General features: G+C 62.4%; 18 protein-coding genes. 9 read left to right on the top strand and 9 right to left on the bottom strand.

Features of this window, described 5'->3' with window-relative positions; translation table 11 throughout:
- The first annotated feature begins 222 nt into the window (after positions 1-222).
- The 5 genes from rnr to rpiA all read left to right on the top strand — a co-directional run bounded on the left by rnr (position 223) and on the right by rpiA (position 5,506).
- The gene (gene rnr / locus NCT03_RS08305) at positions 223-2,685 is read left to right on the top strand and encodes a ribonuclease R (RefSeq protein WP_244825381.1); all 2,463 of its coding nucleotides are present in this window, start codon (positions 223-225) and stop codon (positions 2,683-2,685) included.
- A gap of 99 nt (positions 2,686-2,784) precedes the next feature.
- On the top strand, positions 2,785-3,528 hold the full coding sequence (rlmB, locus tag NCT03_RS08300; RefSeq protein ID WP_244825380.1) for a 23S rRNA (guanosine(2251)-2'-O)-methyltransferase RlmB: 744 nt from the start codon (positions 2,785-2,787) through the stop codon (positions 3,526-3,528).
- A gap of 7 nt (positions 3,529-3,535) precedes the next feature.
- Positions 3,536-4,360: an N-acetylmuramoyl-L-alanine amidase gene (locus tag NCT03_RS08295; protein ID WP_250492512.1), complete on the top strand. Its 825-nt coding sequence runs from the start codon at positions 3,536-3,538 to the stop codon at positions 4,358-4,360.
- A 1-nt stretch (position 4,361) separates the two neighbouring features.
- Positions 4,362-4,757, top strand: a complete 396-nt coding sequence (locus NCT03_RS08290) for a SirB2 family protein (RefSeq protein WP_244825379.1) — start codon at positions 4,362-4,364, stop codon at positions 4,755-4,757.
- Positions 4,758-4,813: 56 nt separating this feature from the next.
- The gene (gene rpiA, locus NCT03_RS08285) at positions 4,814-5,506 is read left to right on the top strand and encodes a ribose-5-phosphate isomerase RpiA (protein WP_250492472.1); all 693 of its coding nucleotides are present in this window, start codon (positions 4,814-4,816) and stop codon (positions 5,504-5,506) included.
- A 75-nt stretch (positions 5,507-5,581) separates the two neighbouring features.
- Here rpiA and NCT03_RS08280 read toward each other — a convergent pair whose 3' ends face one another.
- From NCT03_RS08280 to NCT03_RS08270, 3 genes are all read right to left on the bottom strand, one after another.
- On the bottom strand, positions 5,582-6,982 hold the full coding sequence (locus NCT03_RS08280; RefSeq protein WP_244828053.1) for an undecaprenyl-phosphate glucose phosphotransferase: 1,401 nt from the start codon (positions 6,980-6,982) through the stop codon (positions 5,582-5,584).
- A 29-nt stretch (positions 6,983-7,011) separates the two neighbouring features.
- On the bottom strand, positions 7,012-7,758 hold the full coding sequence (locus NCT03_RS08275) for a Crp/Fnr family transcriptional regulator (RefSeq protein WP_244825377.1): 747 nt from the start codon (positions 7,756-7,758) through the stop codon (positions 7,012-7,014).
- A 975-nt stretch (positions 7,759-8,733) separates the two neighbouring features.
- Positions 8,734-9,774, bottom strand: coding sequence for a DUF1839 family protein (locus tag NCT03_RS08270; protein ID WP_250492471.1), 1,041 nt, complete (start codon positions 9,772-9,774; stop codon positions 8,734-8,736).
- 422 nt (positions 9,775-10,196) lie between these two features.
- Here NCT03_RS08270 and NCT03_RS08265 point away from each other — a divergent pair, with 422 nt between their 5' ends.
- The 4 genes from NCT03_RS08265 (at position 10,197) to NCT03_RS08250 (ending at position 14,373) form a co-directional block, all read left to right on the top strand.
- Positions 10,197-10,721 (top strand): GNAT family N-acetyltransferase, encoded by a 525-nt coding sequence (locus NCT03_RS08265; RefSeq protein WP_244825375.1) that lies wholly within the window; start codon positions 10,197-10,199, stop codon positions 10,719-10,721.
- A 123-nt stretch (positions 10,722-10,844) separates the two neighbouring features.
- Positions 10,845-11,996 (top strand): glycosyltransferase family 4 protein, encoded by a 1,152-nt coding sequence (locus NCT03_RS08260; protein WP_250492470.1) that lies wholly within the window; start codon positions 10,845-10,847, stop codon positions 11,994-11,996.
- 492 nt (positions 11,997-12,488) lie between these two features.
- Positions 12,489-13,247 (top strand): FadR/GntR family transcriptional regulator, encoded by a 759-nt coding sequence (locus tag NCT03_RS08255; RefSeq protein ID WP_244825373.1) that lies wholly within the window; start codon positions 12,489-12,491, stop codon positions 13,245-13,247.
- Between the two features lie 112 nt (positions 13,248-13,359).
- Complete coding sequence (locus NCT03_RS08250; RefSeq protein WP_250492469.1) at positions 13,360-14,373, top strand: Gfo/Idh/MocA family protein; 1,014 nt, start codon at positions 13,360-13,362, stop codon at positions 14,371-14,373.
- A gap of 19 nt (positions 14,374-14,392) precedes the next feature.
- On the opposite strand, the gene NCT03_RS08245 is transcribed toward NCT03_RS08250, so the two are convergent.
- The 6 genes from NCT03_RS08245 to NCT03_RS08220 form a co-directional block, all read right to left on the bottom strand.
- Positions 14,393-15,052, bottom strand: a complete 660-nt coding sequence (locus NCT03_RS08245) for an amino acid ABC transporter permease (RefSeq protein WP_244825371.1) — start codon at positions 15,050-15,052, stop codon at positions 14,393-14,395.
- A 162-nt stretch (positions 15,053-15,214) separates the two neighbouring features.
- The gene (locus tag NCT03_RS08240; RefSeq protein WP_244825370.1) at positions 15,215-16,006 is read right to left on the bottom strand and encodes a transporter substrate-binding domain-containing protein; all 792 of its coding nucleotides are present in this window, start codon (positions 16,004-16,006) and stop codon (positions 15,215-15,217) included.
- 111 nt (positions 16,007-16,117) lie between these two features.
- Positions 16,118-17,140 carry a quinone-dependent dihydroorotate dehydrogenase gene (locus NCT03_RS08235; protein WP_250465000.1) on the bottom strand — a complete coding sequence of 341 codons (1,023 nt, stop codon included), beginning with the start codon at positions 17,138-17,140 and terminating at the stop codon, positions 16,118-16,120.
- A gap of 188 nt (positions 17,141-17,328) precedes the next feature.
- A complete protein-coding gene (locus NCT03_RS08230) occupies positions 17,329-18,147 on the bottom strand; it encodes an arginyltransferase (protein WP_250492468.1) in 819 nt (272 codons plus the stop codon).
- Between the two features lie 105 nt (positions 18,148-18,252).
- A complete protein-coding gene (gene aat / locus NCT03_RS08225; protein ID WP_250492467.1) occupies positions 18,253-18,984 on the bottom strand; it encodes a leucyl/phenylalanyl-tRNA--protein transferase in 732 nt (243 codons plus the stop codon).
- Between the two features lie 27 nt (positions 18,985-19,011).
- Complete coding sequence (locus tag NCT03_RS08220) at positions 19,012-19,557, bottom strand: NUDIX hydrolase (protein ID WP_244825366.1); 546 nt, start codon at positions 19,555-19,557, stop codon at positions 19,012-19,014.
- Between the last annotated feature and the right edge of the window lie 285 nt (positions 19,558-19,842).

Below are 19,842 nucleotides of genomic sequence, written 5' to 3'. Positions count from 1 at the left end.
GCAGCAAAGAACGCCATTATATCGACCGGATTGCGTCTGTCAAGCATTTCCATTCGACGATTCGCAGCGCGAGCGTGATCCTCGCCGCGGCATGCTCAAGCGCCTGCGAGCCTCATGAGGGCCCGAATACGGGTGTTAGAATGATCCGCAACGATGCCCGCCACTGAAGGCTGCAAAGTTCCGCGAAAGTCCATCTAAACGAGAAGAAAGACGATCAAGCCCTTGAGCAAATATCCGTATCCGATTCCCAGCCGCGAAGAGATTCTCGGCGTGCTGCGCACGAGCGAGACTCCGCATGCCGCGAACGACATCGCCGAGGCATTGTCGATCAAGCGCCAGGAGCGCGAAGGATTTTTCAAGCGACTGGCGGCCATGGAACGCGACGGGCAAATCCGCCTCGACAAGCGCGGTCACTACCAGCTCACGCATCCTTCGAACTTCGTTGCAGGCCGCGTGCAAGGTCATCGCGATGGCTTCGGCTTCCTGATCCGCGACGACGGCCAGGACGATCTCTTCCTTCCCAACGGCGAAATGCAGAAGGTCATGCACAATGACCGCGTGCTTGCGCGCATCGTCGGCTTCGACCGGCGCGGCCGGCCGGAAGGGCATATCGTCGAGGTCACGGACCGCGCGAACAAGCGCATCATCGGTAGGCTCATCAACGAGAATGGCGCGTTGATTCTCGTGCCGGAAGACAAGCGCATCGGTCACGACATTCTCATCACGCAGAACCCGAAGAAGGCGAAGGTCGGGCAAGTGGTGTCCGTCGATCTCACCGATTTCCCGAGCCGTCATTCGCAGCCGCTCGGCCGCGTGGCCGAGGTGATCGGCGATATCGACGATCCCGGCATGGAGATCGAGATCGCCGTGCGCAAGTACGGTGTGCCGCACGAATTCAGCGATGCCGCGCTTGCCGCCGCCGCGAAGCTGCCCGACGAAGTGCGACCGGTGGACATTCGCCATCGCGTGGACTTGCGCGATGTGCCGCTCGTCACGATCGACGGCGAAGACGCCCGCGACTTCGACGATGCCGTGTATTGCGAGCCCATCTCCGTGGGCCGCGGTTCGGGCTTCCGGCTGCTCGTGGCGATTGCGGACGTGTCGCATTACGTGCGCCCGAACGAAGCACTCGATGTCGACGCGCTCGACCGCAGCACGTCGGTGTATTTTCCGCGTCGCGTAATCCCGATGCTGCCGGAGAAGCTCTCGAACGGCTTGTGTTCGCTGAACCCGGACGTCGACCGTTGCGTGCTCGTGTGCGACATGGTCATCACCGCGCGCGGCGAAATCAAGGCATATCAGTTTTATCCTGGCGTGATGCATTCGGCCGCGCGTCTCACCTACACCGAAGTCGCCGCGGTGCTCACGAACACCAAGGGACCGGAAGCCGCGCGCCGCGCCGAGATCCTGCCGCAATTGCAGGATCTCTACGGCGTCTACAAGGCGCTGCACGCCGCGCGTCAGAAGCGCGGCGCAATCGATTTCGACACCACCGAGACTTATATCGTCGTCAACTCGCAGGGCAAGATCGAGCAGATCGTGCCGCGTCATCGTAACGACGCGCATCGGCTGATCGAGGAATGCATGCTGGCGGCCAACGTCTGCGCGGCGGACTTTTTGAAGCGCAACAAGCATCCGGGCCTCTACCGCGTGCATGCGGGACCGACCGAGGAGAAGCTCGAAAACCTGCGCACGTTCCTGCGTGGCGTCGGTCTCACGCTGACGGGCGGCGCGAAACCGCACGCGAGCGATTACGCCGCGCTGATCGCTCAGATTCGCGACCGGCCCGACGCGCAGATGCTCCAGTCGATGGTGCTGCGCTCCATGCAGCAAGCGGTGTATAGCCCGGACAACATCGGTCACTTCGGGTTGGCTTACGAGGCGTATGCGCACTTCACGAGCCCGATTCGCCGCTATCCCGACTTGCTCACGCATCGCGCCATTTACGCCATTTTGCAGGGCAAGAAGTATCTGCCCGAAGTGGGTCACGACACATCGCTTAGCACCGGCCTCACGAAAGCCGCGCGCGAGATGCAGAAGAACGACGATCAGTCGCGCGGCCGTTCGCGCAACAACGTCGCGATTTGGGAAGAACTCGGGCTGCATTGTTCGTCGAACGAACGTCGCGCCGATGAAGCCTCTCGCGATGTCGAAGCCTGGCTCAAGTGCTATTTCATGCGCGACAAGCTCGGCGAGGAATACGGCGGCATGGTGAACGGCGTGACGTCGTTCGGCATCTTCGTGCAACTCGATTCGCTGTTTATCGAAGGGCTCGTGCATATCACCGAACTGGGCTCGGATTACTTCCAGTACGACGAGATCAAGAACGAACTGCGCGGCGAACGCACGGGTATCCGGTATCGCATGTCGGATCGTGTGCGCGTGCAGGTGGGCCGCGTCGATCTCGATGCGCGCAAGATCGACTTCCGTCTCGTGCGCGACACGCCGGTGAAACCGCCGGCGCCGCGTCCGTCCGCGAATGCGGGCGCCGAGCATGCATCGGGCGGCGATGCGGGCGGTCCGCGCATCCGCGCTTTCGACGACGACGTCACCGGCACGCGTACGCGTGGCGGCACGAAGAAGGGCGCGGCGGTGGCGTCGGCCACGCGTGGTGGCGCGGCCAGAAAGCGTGGCGTGGCGTCGAAGTCATCGGCGCAGGGCAGGCCGGCGCGCAAGAAACGATAAGACGCGCTTCAGGGCGCTAGCTGGCAATCGCGCGGTCCGACGCCACGAGCTTCGGACCGCGTCATGCTTTTATGGATTTCACGAAGGTTTGGATCAGTCATGTCACGTCTCAAGGTTCTATACGGTTTTCACGCAGTGACCGCGCGTTTGCGTGCGGACGCATCGTCGATCGAAGAGGTCTTGTACGACCCTTCGCGCAAGGACCGGCGCATGCAGGATTTTCTGCGGACCGCGAAGGAAGCGGGCGTTCGCCTGATCGCAGCCGAGGAATCGCGCTTGTTCGGGCTCGCGGGCACCATTCAGCATCAGGGCGTGGTGGCGCGCGGGCAAGACTTGCCGCTCGCGCAGAATCTGGCCGAATTGCTCGATGGCGTGACCGGCACGCCGCTTCTGCTGGTGCTCGATGGCGTCACCGATCCGCATAATCTCGGCGCGTGTCTGCGTGTCGCCGATGCGGCGGGCGCGCATGCCGTGATCGCGCCGCGCGACCGTTCCGCCGGGCTGAACGCAACGGCGGCGAAGGTGGCGAGCGGCGCGGCGGACAGCGTGCCTTACATCACCGTGACGAATCTGGCGCGCGCGCTGCGCGAATTGAAGGATGCGGGCGTGTGGGTGATCGGCACGGCGGGCGAAGCGTCAGCGAGTCTCTTTGAAACGAAGCTGGACGGCCCGGTGGCTATCGTGGTGGGCGCGGAAGGCGAAGGCATGCGCCGTCTCACGCGCGAGACGTGCGACGAGATCATGAATATCCCGATGGCCGGCGCCGTGGAAAGTCTCAATGTGTCCGTGGCGAGCGGGGTTTGTTTATTCGAGGCCGTGCGGCAGAGAAGTGTGAAGAAGTAACGTGCCAATGTTGTCCCGCCTGACCGCCCTGATCTGCGCCTGTGCGCTCACCGCCTGCACCACCACCATGATCGACCGCGGCACCTACCTCGCCGACACTCAGCACCGCGCAAAAGGCGCCGACTCCCGCGTGCGCTTTCTCGTCATGCACTACACCGAGATCGACGAAGCGAAGTCTCTCTCGGTCCTGACCGGCGATCAAGTGAGCGTGCATTACGTCGTCCCCGATGCCCCGCGTATCGAACGAGGCGAGCCGGTCGTCTTTCAACTCGTGCCGGAAGACCAGCGCGCGTGGCACGCCGGGCTGAGTTACTGGCAAGGCGCGACGGAACTCAACGCTTCGTCCATCGGGATCGAGAACGTGAATCTCGGGCCCATCGACACGCCGTCCGGCCGCGGATGGCAACCTTATCCGCCCGCGCAGATCGACGCGCTCATTAAGCTGTCGCGCGATATCGTCACGCGCTATCGCATTCCGCCGACGCGCGTCGTCGGCCATAGCGATATCGCACCGCAACGCAAGATCGATCCCGGTCCGCTTTTTCCGTGGCACACGCTTTACCAGGCGGGCATCGGCGCATGGCCCGACGATGCCACGGTCGCCGCGCATCTCGCCGGCCGTGCGCCGAAGGCGCCCACAGATGTCCGCGCGCTTCAGGAAAAGCTCAAACGTTACGGCTACGATGTCGCCACCGACGGTGTCCTCGACGAAAAAACGCGCCGCGTATTCGGCGCGTTCCAGATGCACTTTCGCCCGTCGGACTACGCGGGCGACGCGGATGCCGAAAGCGACGCCATCGCGTCCGCGCTCATCGACAAATATCTGCCCTGACATGAGCGACTACTTTCTGCCGCTTCGCGCGCTCCATATGACCTGCGCGGGACTGAGCATCGCCGGTTTCTTGCTGCGCTGGATCTGGATGCTCGCGGATTCGCGTCTCTTGCAAAAGCGCGCGGTAAAAATCGTCCCGCATATCGTCGATACCGTGCTGCTCGTCTCGGCCATCGCGCTCGTCGTCATCATCGGCTTCGACGCGAATGCCGCGTGGCTCGCAGCGAAGATCGCGGGCCTCGTCGTCTATATCGTGCTCGGGACGTTCGCGCTCAAACGCGGCCGCACCAAAACCTCGCGGGCAATCTTCGGCGTGCTCGCCATCGTCGTCTTCGCGTTCATCGCTTCGGTGGCGCGCACGCACGATCCGCTCGGTTTCCTGCACGCGTTCGCTTAGCGGAGCAAGATGCTCCCTTGGACTCGAATTCTCACCTCGAAAGCAGCAACACCATCATGACTCAGGACGAACTCAAGCAACTGGTCGGCCAGGCCGCCGCCGATTATGTCGACGCGCAGGCGCCCGAAGGCTGCATCATCGGCGTTGGCACGGGGTCGACCGCCAATTGCTTCATCGATGCGCTCGCAAAGTCAAAAGCGCGTTATCGCGGCGCGGTATCGAGTTCGCTCGCGACCACGGCGCGCCTCGAAGCGCATGGCTTCAAGGTCTTCGATCTCAACGAAATCGAAAGCTTGCCCGTGTACGTGGACGGCGCCGATGAAATCGACGGCAGCGGCGCGATGATCAAGGGCGGTGGCGGCGCGCTCACGCGCGAGAAAATCGTCGCGTCGGTGTCGGACGTGTTCGTGTGCATCGCCGATGCAAGCAAGCGCGTCGACGTGATGGGCAAGTTCGCGCTGCCCGTCGAAGTCGTGCCGATGGCGCGCACGGCTATCGGCCGCAAGCTCGTGACGCTCGGGGGCGTGCCGATCGTGCGCGTGACGCTGGACGGTTCACCCTTCATCACGGACAACGGCAACGAGATCATCGACGTGAAAGGGCTTTCCATCACCGACCCGCGCGCGCTCGAAGCGCAGATCAACGCGTGGCCGGGCGTCGTGACCGTCGGACTGTTCGCGGCGCGCGGCGCGAATGTGTGTTTGCTGGGCACGGAGAAGGGCGTCGAACGTATCGACTACGCGGCATAAAAAACCGCTCGAAGGCGGCACGCTCAAACAAAAATGGCCCGGAATGTCCGGGCCATTTTTTATCCAAAGGCAAAATCAGAACGCGTTACGTCCGATAAAGCCCTTGAACATGGTCATCGCGACAATCTTGATGTCGAACCAGAACGACCAGTTGTGGATATAGAACAGGTCGAACTTCACGCGGCTCTGCATCTTCTCGACTTTTTCGGTCGCCCCACGATAGCCGTTCACCTGCGCCCAACCCGTAATGCCCGGCTTGATGCGGTAACGGAACATATAACCGTAGACGAGATCCTTGTACAAGTCGTCGTGTTCGAGCGCGTGCGGGCGCGGGCCCACCACCGACATATGTCCGAACAGTACGTTCAGGAACTGCGGCAGCTCGTCCAGACTCGTGCGGCGCAGGAATGCACCGATCTTCGTCACACGCGGGTCGTTGCGCGTTGCCTGGGTCACGTGGCCGCTCGTTTCCTTGTGCACGGCCATCGAACGGAACTTGTAGATGCGGAACGGCCGTCCGTCAGCGCCCTTGCGGTTCTGCGTGAAGAAGACCGGTCCCTTCGAGGTAGCCTTCACCGCGATCGATATGCCGATCATGAGCGGCGACAGCGCCAAGAGTGCGGCGGCCGCGAACAGGCGGTCGAACAGCATCTTCGGCCACATTTGCAGCGTGCTGACCGGCGAGGTCGTCAGGTTGATGGTGGCGAGCCCGGCGACATCCGTCATCGAATGATTGAAGAGCGAGATGCTGCGGGTGTCTGGAATCAAACGCAGATTAACGAAGTCATGGCGCAGCGCGTGCACGAAGCGGTAGATGGTGTGCTCTTGCGAAAGCGGCAGCGCGAGCCACACTTCGTTGATCTCTTCGCGGCGCACTTTCTCGACGAGTTCGTCGAAGTCGTTGAGCACCGGCATGCGCATGGAAGCGCCCAGCGTGCTGCCTACGCCGCTCGCGTGCAATTCCTCGTCGCCGGTCGTATCGAGCAGGCAAACCGGCGTAAAACCCTGTTCGGGCGTGCTGCTGAGGTGCGCGAGCAGGGTGCGCGCGAAACCCTGCGCGCCGACGATCGCCACCGTGCGCTGGTTGAAGCCGCGGCCACGCATGGCTCTAAGGCTCAGATAGACCGCGCACTTCGCGACGACGATCAGCGCGCCGGAAATCAGCGTGGAATAAGCGAACCACAGACGCGAGACCAGATCCATCCGATGCAGCGTGAACGCCAGCAAAAGCGCCGCCGCCGCCACCGCGACCCAGGCGAGCGTCACGCGTGCGAGCATCACCGGCAACGGCTTGCCGCGCCAGGCTTCGTACACGCCGAACGCCGGAAACAGCAAGAGGGCGAGCACGCAATTGAACGCGATCAGCAACTTTTCGACATCGCTGAAATCGAGCGAGGAGAAGCGCATGAAGTGCGCAATCACCCCGCCTGCGATGATCAGGAACACGTCGAGACAACGTGCCGAGCGGGCGAACATATCGCGATTTTTAGTTTGCATCTGCATTATCAGGCGCTGGGAACGGAGACGTTTTCCTGCACGCGCATGCGCGGCAGCAGGCGGTCGAATTCACGCTTCACGAGGCCGTAGCACTCGCAGGCGCGGGCTTCGAGCCCTTCGCGGTCCACCACCTTGATACAGCCGCGGCTGTGATGGATGAGGCCCGCATCGTGCAGCTTGCCGGCTGCTTCGGTCACGCCTTCACGGCGTACGCCCAGCATATCGGCAATTAATTGTTGCGTCACTTGTAGTTCGTTGGACGCCGTACGATCGATTTCGATCAGAAGCCAGCGGCAAAGTTGCTTATTGAGCGAATGATGGCGGTTACATGCGGCCGTCTGCGCGACTTGCGTGAGCAGCGCTTGCATATAGAGAAGCATCAGGCGGCGCAGGAAGTCGGAACGCGCGAACTGGTCGCGCAGGGCTTGCGCGCTCATGCGATACGCGAAGCCGGGGCACTGCACTTGCACGCGCGTCGGCATGGTTTCGCCGCCCGTGAGCACCGGCACGCCCGTCATGCCTTCGCGGCCGACCGCCGCGATTTCGACGGAACCGCCATCTTCCATGGTATGCAGCAACGAGATGATGGCCGTCGTCGGGAAATAGACGTGATGAATGCGCTGGCCGGAATCGCACAGCAATTGTTCGGTGCGCAGTTGAACGAGCTCGAGATGCGGAGTCAGTGCTTGCCATTCGTGCGCCGGAAGCGCGCCAAGCAAATGGTTGCCGTGCAGGTCGGACTGGAGGGTCAGCATGATTGTTCTCTCGTAGCTCGCGCAGTGCGCTTCACTCTTTTATTTACTGATGTGAACGTTATCCAACACATTCCGTCCTTCACATCAGCCCCGTAGCTCCTGTGTCGCGCATGAGTTGATTTGGTTGATTGCGTCGATCGGGTGGCGACACTCTTTTAGCGAGGACTGTGCCAATGCGGCGAGCGTCAATGTGGGCGGGGCCTCAGTGCAAATCCGCCGTTTGTGATGCAGTGCAGCGAAGCATTTTTGTTTCAGTTTTGAACATTGCTGGTCTTAGGAATACGTATGCGACCCAATACGTAGCATTGTTGCGATCCCCCCGAATGAAGGATTGGTCATATCGCATTACCGCGCGACAGGGCTCTTGGGGAGACATCAGGTTGCAAACCTTCCTTCTTTCGTAGGGAGTTTGAAAATTGATTCATCCGTGTTCCATCGGCTTCGTGGGCAAGCGAACGTGCATTCGTGAATGATTCGCTTGCTTATCCGCAAAGCCTTGCTGCGTATGTCTTTGCGACGTGCAAGCCGTGCATGGTCGTGATTCGCGTTCAAGGGCAAAACGTTGCGGCTCTTGCGCGATGTGGAAACCTCACGCGATAAGCATCACGGTGAACGATCTTCATGTCGGCCGTGATGGCTTACATCGGCCCATACGAGGCTTGCACAGCATGCTTCAACGAACATCATCACGCTGATTCAGCGTAAAACGTTTGCGTGACAATTGATGGTTTGGTGCTTTGCGACAACGCCGAATTACGCGGAGGGAAGAACTCAGAAATGTTTCATCGAGGACAACTTCGAGCGCTTGCGTGTCGCGTGAAGCGTTGAACACAGCGCAAAGCAGCGTGAGATTTGACTAACACACTTGGCGTGCCATGTCGCCGAGAGATTGGAGCAAGCAGAAAACCCCTTGAAATAAGGCTCGAAATGAGGGCGCCGCAAAGGGCGCATCTCATGAATCATGCTATGAAATGTTCAACAGACAATAGCGGCGAGAGGCGGCACTACGCGCGAATACGCATCTTCGAGAACATCGAAAGAGGCTTCGCAAAGCTCGCGATGTTGTCGTGAAAGCGAGCGAGCGAGACGGCATTGCATGACCATGGTCTCGCTTGCGATCTTGCGGGCGCTGGTATGCGTTTGCACGGGTATGTCGAAGCCTTGCTCGCGCATCCATTGCAGGTAGTGCGCAAGCAGTTCGAAGTTCGCGCCGAGCTGTCGCATTACGTTTGCGAAGTAGAGCTGCGTGTAAGCGTCACCGCGCGCGAGCATGGCATCGACATGTTCGGGAAAGGCAGCACGCCAGCGCGTGATCGGATTGTGCAAAGGACGCCGCAGCAAATGCGCGCACAACAGATCGGCCGATGCTTCCGCCAGGGCCGTTCCGGTAAGCGGTTCACGTACACGCTTGACGAACTCGACATGCGGGAAAAGTGTCGCGGCCAACGTGCTTGCGTCGCTGGCGGGCAAGCCCAGCACGCCGTTGTAGTCATCGCCATCGAGCAGATGGTAGCCCGTGTGATGAAAGTAGCCGAGACGCCGCGCATTGGGATCGATCACATCGATACCGATAGTCGTCTTCGCATGCTCGCGATGGTAGGAAGCCGACCGCGTGTCGGGCAAGAAGAACGCATCCGTTTCGATCAGCACGGTGTTTGCGCGGCGCGTCTGCACGAGCGCGCGTTCTTCGAGCGAATGGAAGATCGAAAGCTCCTGCACTTGCAGGCCGTAAAGCTTTTCGATGTCTTCCGGTGTAATGCGGCCGAGCGTGAACTGGTCGTCCTCGAAGTCTTGCGCGACGCTATACGCGAGTGCCGCGCGCGGTTCGAGACCATTGCCATGCAGAAGCTCGATCCAGAGATCGACGGGTCCCGCGCCGTCGCGCCAGATGCGCTCGCCACGATGCAACGCATGCGCGTGATGCCGCCGCGCGCGCAGGCGCAAGGGGTCGAGTTGCACGACGCGCGAACGGCCTGCGTCGGAACCCGTCACACCGCCGGTGTGGAACGCGCTCATGCGTTGACCTCTGAGCAGTAAGGACGGCGTCCGATACCGCCCGTGCGGCCGGGCATGCAGTCATTTTTGCTTTCGTTTTTTTGCGCGCCCGGGTCGCGGTCGACGGCGGTAAGCATCTCGATTTTCCCATGAAGGTGCCGCATGAAGCGAGCGCTATCGGTGCATGCGAATGCACGAAATCGCGCCGGGTGCACGGTTGCATGCACTTATGGGCGGCGAACGGTGCATCGCGGCCCGTGTATGCGGTTTTAGGTTCGAAGGCGTCTTTTTCCCCGAGACGCCTTGCGTGCGGTTGGCCTTATTTGACGGGGCTGCAAGGGCTATCGTCGGTGCGCCGCCGCACGGAATGTTGGCTCACCGGGACGTAACGTGTGATGGTCGCCACGCCGGTTTTATCCGGCCCGAGCATGGAGAATAAAACGATGAACTGGAAAGCCCTTGATTTCGAACAGCTCACTGCGCGAGAGCTTTATCTGATTCTGCGCGCACGCAGTGCGGTGTTCGTCGTCGAACAGTCGCATGTGCACCTCGATCCCGATGGCCGCGATGAAAGCGGCGTGCATGTCTTCGCAGCCGAAGACATGACTCGTTCGATGCCCGTGCTCGCCTATGCGCGCATTCACGAAGGCGATGCCGAAGACCCGGAAGTCGTCGTCGACAAGATCTTGACGAGCCCGCTGCGTCGCGGCGATGGCACCGCGCATGCGCTCATCGAACGCGTGCTCGAAGTGACCGCGGAACGTTGGCCCGGACGCGGCGTGCGTCTCACGGCGCCTGTGAGTCTGCGCGGCTTTTACGAAGCGTTCGGCTTTCGCAAGACCGAAGGTCCGTTCCTCGAACACGGCATGCCGTACATCGGCCTGACGCGAAAGAGCCGTCAGACGGCGCGCGAAACGGCGAGCGCCAGCAAGGCGCAACTGCACGCCAACACCTACGAGTTGCTGTAAGCAGCTTTGCGCGCGCTGCTTGGCCCTTAAGGCGGCGCGCGCGCTCCAACGAATTCCACGCTGTAAAAACGAAAGGCAATCCAGGACACGCGGGCCGACCAAGGTCGCGCGTGCCGAACCCACATGCGAATAGTCCATCTAGCCAACCACGCACAGACGATTGGCAACGGCACCGTCAACATGATGGTGGATCTCGCCTGCATGCAGGCGCGCATGGGGCAGGAGGTAATCGTGGCGTCATCCGGCGGCGGATTCGAGCCGCTCTTGCGACGTCACGGCATCACGCATATTCCGTTGCAACAGTCGCGCCAGCCTTGGCGCGTCCCTTCGATGATCGCGGGCTTCAATCGCCTTATCGACCGATTCGATCCCGATATCGTGCACGCGCATATGATGACGGGCGCATTGATCTCGCGGTTTGGTAGCATGCGCCGCCGCTTCGCGCTCGTCACGACCGTGCACCATGAATTGCAGAAGAGCGCGTCGCTGGTGCGCTCGGGCGATCGCATGGTCGCCGTGAGCGATGCGGTCGCGAAGGATCTCGTCGCGCGCGGTATCGGGGCCGAGCGGCTTTCGGTCGTGCGCAATGGTGCGATAGGCGCGCCGCGGCTCGTGTGCCGTCCCGCGCCGAAACCCCTGCGTTTGAAGCATCCGAACGTGGTTTGCGTGGCGGGGATGTATCGAAGAAAGGGTATTACCGATTTGCTGCATGCATTCGCGCTGTTGCGCGAGCAATCGATGCACGACCGGGAATTCATACCGGAGCCGCATCTGTACCTAGTAGGCGACGGGCCCGATCGCAGCGCGATGGAAACGCTCGCCGCCGAGCTAGATCTGGGCGCGACGGTGCATTTCACCGGCTTCGTCGCGGACCCGCGTCCGTATCTCGCCGAAGCCGATGTCTTCGCGTTGCTGTCGCTTCAGGACCCGAGTCCGCTCGTGATCGCCGAGGCGCGCGAGGCAGGGTGCGCGATCGTTGCCACGCGTGTCGGCGGTATCCCCGAATTACTCGATGGCGGCGCGGCGGGCGTGCTTGTGCCCGATGGCAATCCGGCCGAGGCGGCGGCGAAACTGCGCTGGCTGCTGCTCGACTCGCAGGCGCGCGGCCAACTGTCGGCGCGCGCGCGACAGAATCTGCATCAGCTTTCAGTCGAGCGCGTAAGCAACGAATACCTGACGATCTATCAGGAAACGCTCGCGGAACGCGCTTCGCAACGGCCGCGCGCGATGCCGGTCGGCCCGCGTCGCACGCGCGCGCCCGATGGCGCCGTATGAGCGAATAGACCGACGAATGAACTAAGTGGTGCACGACGAAAACGCGCATACGTACCGCATAAAGCGCGCGAGTGTCATACAAAAGGGGTATCGAATCGGGCGAGCGTTCGCGGTCGCACAGAACGCATACGAGATGCTTGCTCAAATGCTTGCGTGACCGGTTCGCATTTCGGACGGACCGCAAAAAAACGCTCGCGCCGCGCTGCGACGTCGCCATTCTTCAGTTTCCCTGACGAATGCCGGCGCGCGCGCGGCGCGAGTGCAGCACTCAGGGCATGCAGCAAGAAGGGCGGCGACGTGGCGATTGCACCCCGTCAGAGGGAATACCCTGTCAGGAAATTCCCAACTGGTTTTCGGTGCAACGAAGACGCAACGTATCAGGCACGACGACCGGACCAGTCGGTTGTCGCCGTGCCTCGGCGCCTCTGAGCAAACAGCGTGTTCACGACGAACACACATGGCTACGGACAGGCGACAAAGGGGAGAAGCGAGATGGATGAAAACAAAGAGCGATCGCTGGTGGCGAAGGTCATGGACGGACTCGTCTCAGGGATCGTCGAGCAGAAATATGGGGCGATATTGCCGCCGCAGGACATCCTCTCGAAGGAGTTCGACGTAAGTCGGACCGTCATGCGTGAAGCGCTCTCCATGCTGCTCGCGCGGCATATGCTGGACGTGCGGCCGAAAACCGGCACGCGCATCCGGCCGATGAGCGACTGGCGCCTGATCGACGAAGATGTCGTTAGCTGGCGTTTTCGCGCGAAGCCCGATCAGACGTTTCTGCGCGATGTAATCGAATTCCGCATGCTGATCGAGCCCCGTGCCGCCGCGCTGGCAGCAGCCCGCGCGACGCCCGATGAGATCGCCGGCATTCGCGATGCCTTCGACGCGCTTTCGCAATTGCAGGTTGGCGAGCCGGAATATCAGGCCGCCGACGAAGTGCTGCATACGCGTATCGTGGCGGCGAGCGGCAATCAGTTCTTTCGCCAGATGACGGCGATCGTGCGCGGTGCGCTCGTCACGGTGAATCCGATCGTCGACGGCATCGAGTCGGTGCGTGAAGCGACGCTTGCGGCGCAGCGGCTCGTGGTCGAAGCCATCGAATCGAAAGATACCGATGCAGCCGAACGCGCGACGCGCGCACTCGTCGACCTCGCGGCGGAAGAAGTGGGCCGCGCGTTCTCGCTCGAGCGCTCGAGCCCGCAGTATCCGGCGCAGCCGCCGAGCGTGAATGCTCCGGCAGGCGCGTAACGGCGTCCGTATCGCGTGAAAAGCCGGGACCTGTCCCGGCTTTTTGCATTTGGCCGCGCGGTTCCTTGAGGCACAATGCCTCCCACGATGAACATCTCGCGGGAGACCGGCTTTGAGCAATACCGAAACGAACACGACGACGAACACGGGAAAGACGAACGCGATCCGCTGGGGCATCGTGGGTGCGGGACGCATTGCACGGCGCTTTGCCGAAAGCCTGGGGCATGTCGATGGCGCGGCACTCGCGGGCGTCTGGTCACGACGCGCCGAACCCGCTCGCGCGCTGGCGGAACCGCATGGCGCGCGCGCCTTCGACGACCTCGACGCCATGTTCGGCGAGATCGACGCGGTCTATATCGCGACCATGCAGGACAGTCATCCCGAATACGCGCTGCGTGCCTTCGCGGCGGGCAAGCCCGTGCTCTGCGAGAAACCGGCCGCCGTGAACGCGCGCACCTTGCAGACCATGATCGACGCCGCGCGTGCGTCCAAGCTGCTTTTCATGGAAGCGATGAAGCCGCCGTTTTATCCGCTTTATCGCCGCTTGCGCGAGCATCTTGCGCGCGATCCCATCGGCGAGATCGGACTCGTGCGCGCGGGCTGTTCGATAGCCGGCGTGCCGCTCGATCATCCGTCGTTCTCACTCGAAGCGGGCGGCGGCGCGTTGCTCGATATCGGCGTCTACGAAGCGTTTCTGGCGGTCGACTGGCTCGGCGAGGCGCTCGACGTGCAGACGATCGGCCGCGTGGGCGAAACGGGCGTGGATGTCTTCGCGAGTCTCAACGTGCGCCACGAGCGCGGCATCGCGCAGATATTCTGCGGGCTCGATCTGCAAGGTCGTGGCGATGCGCTCATCGGCGGCACTCAAGGCACGGTGACGATCCACGAGAACTGGTGGAACCCGGCGCGCGCGAGCATCGTTTATACGGACGGACGCCGCGTCGAACTCGACGAGCCTTTCAGCGGCGGCGGCCTGAACTACGAGACCGCGCACTTCTGCGAGTTGCTGCGCGCGGGCGCCACCGAAAGCCCGATCATGCCGCACGCCATGTCGATGCGCATGATCGCCATCATCGATGCCGCGCGGCGCGATCTGAACGTGCGCTTCCCGTTCGAGGCAGATTAGCGTTCGCCGCCCGTGCAGCTCAATGCCGGCCCGGCAACGCGAGGCGTCTTTCGAACCTGCGCTGCACGAATTCCAGCACGCTGCAGAGCACCCAATAGACGAACGCCGCCGCGAGATAAAGCGGCAACGGCTGATACGTCGCCGCGATCACTTCCTGCGCGCTGCGCAGCAACTCCGTCACGGTGATGACCGAGACGAGCGACGTATCCTTGATCAGGCTGATGAGACTGTTCGACAGACTCGGCACCGCAATGCGCAAGGCTTGCGGCCCGACCACGTAGCGCAGCGTCTGGGCGCGCGACAAACCGAGACTGTAGGCGGCGAGCCATTGCCCGTTGGGGATGCCGAGAATCGCGCCGCGCATGCTTTCCGAAAGATACGCCGCCACGTTCGCCGACAGCGCGATCACGCCCGCGGGCGTCGGGTCGAGCGAGATGCCGAGGCTCGGGAGGCCGTAGTAAATCACGAAGATCTGCACGAGCAGCGGCGTGCCGCGCATCACGCTCACATAGCAGCGGCCGATGGCGACGAGCGCGCGGCTGCGGCTTATGCCCATCAACGCCAGGACGACGCCCGCGATGAGTCCGAAGAACATCGAATAGAGCGCGAACTTGATCGTCAGTAGCGCGCCTTGCGCCAGCACCGGGGCCGATTGAACGAGCAGGGAGGTCGTGGACATGAACGGGGAAGCAGGAAGGAGAGCGGGCAGGTTGCCGCGCAAAGCGCACATCATAAACCGCGCGCGAAAAAGACAAGGGCGACACCGTCAGACGATGCCGCCCTCGAGCCGCGCGTTACGCTCGTAACGTCCGCAACGCCTTTCGGCGCGCGGGAACGAGGCTTACTTCGCGGGCTTGGTCACGTCGATCCCGAACCACTTCTGCGAGATCTTCGTGAACGTGCCGTCCTGTTCGAGCTGGGTCATGGCGTCGTCGATCGCCTTGGCGAACTTCGGGTTGCCCTTCTTGAACGGAATGCCGGACGGGCTGCCCTTGTCGAGATTCGCGCCCGTGCGCAGCGGCAGTTGCGAGTTCTTCAGCAGATAGGCGAGCATCAGACGGTCGTTGAGCGCGGCGTCCAGACGGCCGGCTGCCAGATCGCGCAAATATTCGGGCGCGCCCGGATACGTCTTCACATCGATACCCGGCACCGACTTCGCCATGTCCATGTAGTTCGTGCCGAGACCGACGCCGAGCTTCTTGCCCTTCAGTTCGTCGAGCGTCTTGAATTCGCGCTTGTCATCCGCGCGCTGGATCAGCTGCGCGTTCGAGTACGTGTAGGCGGGCGAGAAGTCGAGCGTGGCCTTGCGCGCATCGGTGATACCGACTTGATTTACGATCACGTCGAACTTGCCAGCCTGCAGGCCCGCGATGATGCCGCTCCACTCCGTCGTCACGAACTCGGGCTTCACGCCGAGCTTGGCGGCAACCGCCTTGGCGATATCCACGTCGTAACCGACCAGCTCGCCTTGCGGCGACTTCGAGTTGAACGGGGGGAAGGTGCCCTCCAGACCGACGCGCAGCGTGCCGCGTTGCTTGACGGAATCGAGCAGGTCTTCGGCATGCGCCGCAGCCGACAGGGACGCGCCGATCAGACCGGCGACGAGCACTTTCTTGAGCGTGGACAGTTTCATCGTGTTTTATTCCTCTTGAATGGCATCGCGACGGCGAGCCGTGCTTTGCAGGTGCGGCATCATAGATAAAAGGCAAGCGATGCGTAAGATCGTTTGCTTATTTCCATATTCCTACGCAAGGGCTTCGACGCACTCGCGCACGAGCGCCGGCCCCTTGTAGATCAGCCCCGTATAAATCTGCACGAGCGATGCTCCCGCCGCGAGCTTTGCGCGCGCGTCCTCGCCCGAGAAAATTCCGCCCACGCCGATGATCGGCACATCCGCGCCCAGTTCGGCGCGCAGCTTGCGGATTACCTCGTTGGACGCATCGAAGACGGGGCGGCCCGACAGGCCTCCGGTTTCCTCGCCGTGCCGCATGCCGCTGACGGCGGTGCGCGAGAGCGTGGTGTTGGTGGCGATCACGCCGTCGATACCGTGCGTGAGGACGGTTCCGGCAATCGACTTGATCTGCTCGTCGTCGAGATCGGGCGCGATCTTGAGCGCGAGCGGCACGAGCTTGCCGTGAAGATCGGACAGACGCTGCTGCTTGTCCTTGAGCGCGCCGAGCAGCGAATCCAGTTCGCCCGCGCCCTGTAGCTGCCGCAGATTCTTCGTGTTCGGCGACGAGATATTGATCGTCACGTAGCTCGCGAACGGATAGACGCGTTCGAGGCAGTACAGATAGTCATCGGCGGCGCGTTCGATCGGGGTATCGGCGTTCTTGCCGATATTGAGCCCCAGGATGCCGCGATAGCGCGCCGCCTGCACGTTGGCGACGAACTGTTCGACGCCGCCGTTGTTGAAGCCCATGCGGTTGATCAGCGCGCCCGCTTCCGGCAGCCGGAAAATGCGCGGCCGCGGGTTGCCCGGCTGCGCGCGCGGCGTGACCGTGCCCACTTCGATGAAGCCGAAGCCGAGCGCCGCCAGTCCGTCGATGCACGCGCCGTCCTTGTCCAGTCCCGCCGCGAGACCGACGGGATTGCGGAACGCGAGGCCCATCACGTTGCGCGGCGAGTCGGGGCCGCGTTTGGCAAGCATGCCGGCGAGTCCGGTGCGGCCGGCCGCGCCCAGCATGCGCAGGGTGAGATGATGAGCGTCTTCCGCGTCCATCTTGAACAGATGCGAGCGCGCGAGCGGGTAAAGGGAGCTGAACACGAAGTGAACGCCTGCGACGGCGAGTTTTTTGAGACCCGCTATTTTAGCGGCTTTGCAGAGGGCGCCGGAGTGGATGGTTGCGGCGCGAGTTTTTGTCGGCGAGGTGCGGCGATTCGGGGAAGCGGTTGTTTCCTGCCGATGGGGCTTTCCGAGTGTCAAGCGCAAGGTTGCCGCGCGCGAGGCGCTTGCTACTTCGGCTGACTCACGTTGTGGATGCGGCCCGGCATCGGCAAGGTTCCGGCGGAAAGCGTCGTTGCGGGATCGAGCGGTGACCAGCGGCCATCGATCAGCCCTTCCAGCGGCCGAAAGTTGGCCTTGTATGCCATCTTTTCGCTTTCGCGAATCCAGTAGCCGAGATACACGTGCGGCAAGTCGAGGCTCTTCGCCTGCTCGATCTGCCAGAGGATGTTGAACGTGCCGAAGCTCGTGTGCGGCAGGCCCGGCTCGAAGAACGTGTACACGGACGAAAGCCCGTCGCCGAGAATGTCGATCATGCTGATCATGCGCAATGCGCCGGGCGTGTCCGCGTGGCCCGGCTCGCGGAATTCGACGAGCCTCGAGTTGATCCTGCTTTGCAGCAAAAACTGTTCGTACTGGTCGCGGCTGTCGCGATCCATCCCGCCACCCGCGTGCCGCGCCGATTGATAGCGCATATAAAGCGCGTAGTGCTCTTCGTCGTAATGCAGCGGCGCGACGCTCGCGACGAGATTGCCGTGCTGCTTCCAGACGCGCCGTTGCGTGCGGTTCGGGGCGAAGCGCGCCACCGGCACGCGCACCGGCACGCAGGCACGGCAACCGTCGCAATACGGGCGATACGTGAACACGCCCGAACGCCGGAAGCCGGCTTTGACGAGTTCGGTGTAGACGTCGGAATTGATGAGATGGCTGGGCGTCGCGACTTGCGAGCGTGCCACGCGTCCTTCCAGATAACTGCAAGGATAGGGCGCTGTTGCATAGAATTGCAGCGCGGAAAGCGGTGACAGCGGCAGCTCGTTCGGATGTGTCACGTTGGCGGCTCTCGTCTCGCGGGCGTCTCGTCGTTGCTGGTTTCTGGTTGCCTGGTTGATGCCTGTCCGGTGCCTGGTTCCGTTCCGGTGTCCTTGCGTCGTCGTCTAGCGCTCGATCAGTTCCGCGAGAACCGATTTATCGAAACGCCAGGGAATCGGCGCATCTTCGACCGCGTGACGCAGATGCGTGACGAACGCGCGGCGGCCGATCTCGCGGCCGCCCAGCGACGCCAGATGCGCCGTATTCTGCTGACAGTCTATCATCCCAATTTTATGGCGGCGCAAGTGCGCGACGAGCGCGGCGAGGGCGATTTTCGAGGCATCGGTCTTGTGCGCGAACATCGATTCGCCGAAGAACATCTTGCCGAACGACACGCCATAAAGCCCGCCGACGCGCCGCCCGTCGAACCACGTTTCGACGCTGTGCGCCTTGCCCGCGCGATGCAGCGTCGAGTACGCCTCAACGATTTCGGAAGTGATCCACGTGCCGCGCTGACCGTCGCGCGGCGTGTCGGCGCACGCGTGCATCACGGCGGCGAAGTCGTCGTCCACGCGCACTTCCCAGAGCGGCTCGCGCGACACGCGTTTGAGCGTCTTGCGCAGCGAATCGGAGACCTTGAACTCGTCCGGAACCAGCACCATGCGTGGATCGGGACTCCACCACAGCACGGGCTGACCGTCCGAATACCACGGAAAGATGCCGCGCCGGTAGGCATCGACGAGACGCGCGGGCAAGAGCTCCGCGCTCGCGGCGAGCAAACCCGGCGCGCCGCTCGATGCGCCGAGCGCGCGCTCGACGGGCGGGAACGGATCGTCGTCGGCGAGCCAGGGAACCATGGTCGAAGCAGTCGATGCGCGAGGCGCTCAGCCTTCGCGCAGCGTGCGGAAGATGTCGCCCGTGTGCAGCGTGAAGTTGCCCGCGGCGCGGTCGGCGAAGAAGAAACGCAGCGTCTGGCCGACGGTCGGAAAGGCGATTTCGTCCCACGGAATCTCGCTTTCCTCGAAGAGACGCACTTCGAGACTTTCCTCGCCGGCGTCGATTTCGATATCGAGCAGACGCGCGAGATAGAACAGATGCACCTGATGCACGTGCGGCACGTTGAGCAGCGTGAAAAGACTTTGAATCTCGACGCGCGCGCCTGCTTCCTCGAGCGTTTCGCGCGATGCGCCTTCGCTCGTGGTCTCGTCCATTTCCATGAAGCCTGCCGGCAAGGTCCAGTAGCCGTAGCGCGGCTCGATTGCCCGGCGGCACAAGAGCACCTTGTCGTCCCACACCGGCACCGTGCCGACGACGTTGCGCGGATTCTGGTAGTGAACGGTGCCGCAACTGCCGCAGACGAAGCGCTCGCGGTTGTCGCCAGGCGGGACCGAAAGGGCGACCTCGTGGCCGCAGACGGAACAGAATTTCATGGAAATGGACGTGGGAAGTGTGGTGCGAGTGTATCACCGGCTTGGGGGTCGTCATGAAGGGCGGGTGAGGCGGAAAGCGGGGGCGTGATCGGTTGGTCGGGCGGAACTCGCGCAGGCGACGCGAACGAAGCGAACGAAGCGAACGAAGCGAACGAAGCGAACGAAGCGAACGAAGCGAACGAAGCGAACGAAGCGAACGACCGCAAACGGGACTGTCAGCAATTTTGTGTGTGAGGCTACCATTATGGAAATGGAGCCGTTATGCCACGCAAACCCAAGACACCG

It is taken from the genome of Caballeronia sp. GAWG1-1 (assembly GCF_023631465.1).
Classification (GTDB): domain Bacteria; phylum Pseudomonadota; class Gammaproteobacteria; order Burkholderiales; family Burkholderiaceae; genus Caballeronia.
This window is presented reverse-complemented; position numbering and strand designations above follow the sequence as displayed.

Excerpts from the sequence above, each read along its gene's own strand:
- rlmB (WP_244825380.1), top strand. The coding sequence starts at position 2,785 with ATGTCACGTCTCAAGGTTCTATACGGTTTTCACGCAGTGACCGCGCGT.
- NCT03_RS08295 (WP_250492512.1), top strand. The coding sequence starts at position 3,536 with ATGTTGTCCCGCCTGACCGCCCTGATCTGCGCCTGTGCGCTCACCGCC.
- NCT03_RS08290 (WP_244825379.1), top strand. The coding sequence starts at position 4,362 with ATGAGCGACTACTTTCTGCCGCTTCGCGCGCTCCATATGACCTGCGCG.
- rpiA (WP_250492472.1), top strand. The coding sequence starts at position 4,814 with ATGACTCAGGACGAACTCAAGCAACTGGTCGGCCAGGCCGCCGCCGAT.
- NCT03_RS08280 (WP_244828053.1), bottom strand. The coding sequence starts at position 6,982 with ATGTTCGCCCGCTCGGCACGTTGTCTCGACGTGTTCCTGATCATCGCA.
- NCT03_RS08275 (WP_244825377.1), bottom strand. The coding sequence starts at position 7,758 with ATGCTGACCCTCCAGTCCGACCTGCACGGCAACCATTTGCTTGGCGCG.
- NCT03_RS08270 (WP_250492471.1), bottom strand. The coding sequence starts at position 9,774 with ATGAGCGCGTTCCACACCGGCGGTGTGACGGGTTCCGACGCAGGCCGT.
- NCT03_RS08265 (WP_244825375.1), top strand. The coding sequence starts at position 10,197 with ATGAACTGGAAAGCCCTTGATTTCGAACAGCTCACTGCGCGAGAGCTT.
- NCT03_RS08260 (WP_250492470.1), top strand. The coding sequence starts at position 10,845 with ATGCGAATAGTCCATCTAGCCAACCACGCACAGACGATTGGCAACGGC.
- NCT03_RS08255 (WP_244825373.1), top strand. The coding sequence starts at position 12,489 with ATGGATGAAAACAAAGAGCGATCGCTGGTGGCGAAGGTCATGGACGGA.
- NCT03_RS08245 (WP_244825371.1), bottom strand. The coding sequence starts at position 15,052 with ATGTCCACGACCTCCCTGCTCGTTCAATCGGCCCCGGTGCTGGCGCAA.
- NCT03_RS08240 (WP_244825370.1), bottom strand. The coding sequence starts at position 16,006 with ATGAAACTGTCCACGCTCAAGAAAGTGCTCGTCGCCGGTCTGATCGGC.
- aat (WP_250492467.1), bottom strand. The coding sequence starts at position 18,984 with ATGGTTCCCTGGCTCGCCGACGACGATCCGTTCCCGCCCGTCGAGCGC.
- NCT03_RS08220 (WP_244825366.1), bottom strand. The coding sequence starts at position 19,557 with ATGAAATTCTGTTCCGTCTGCGGCCACGAGGTCGCCCTTTCGGTCCCG.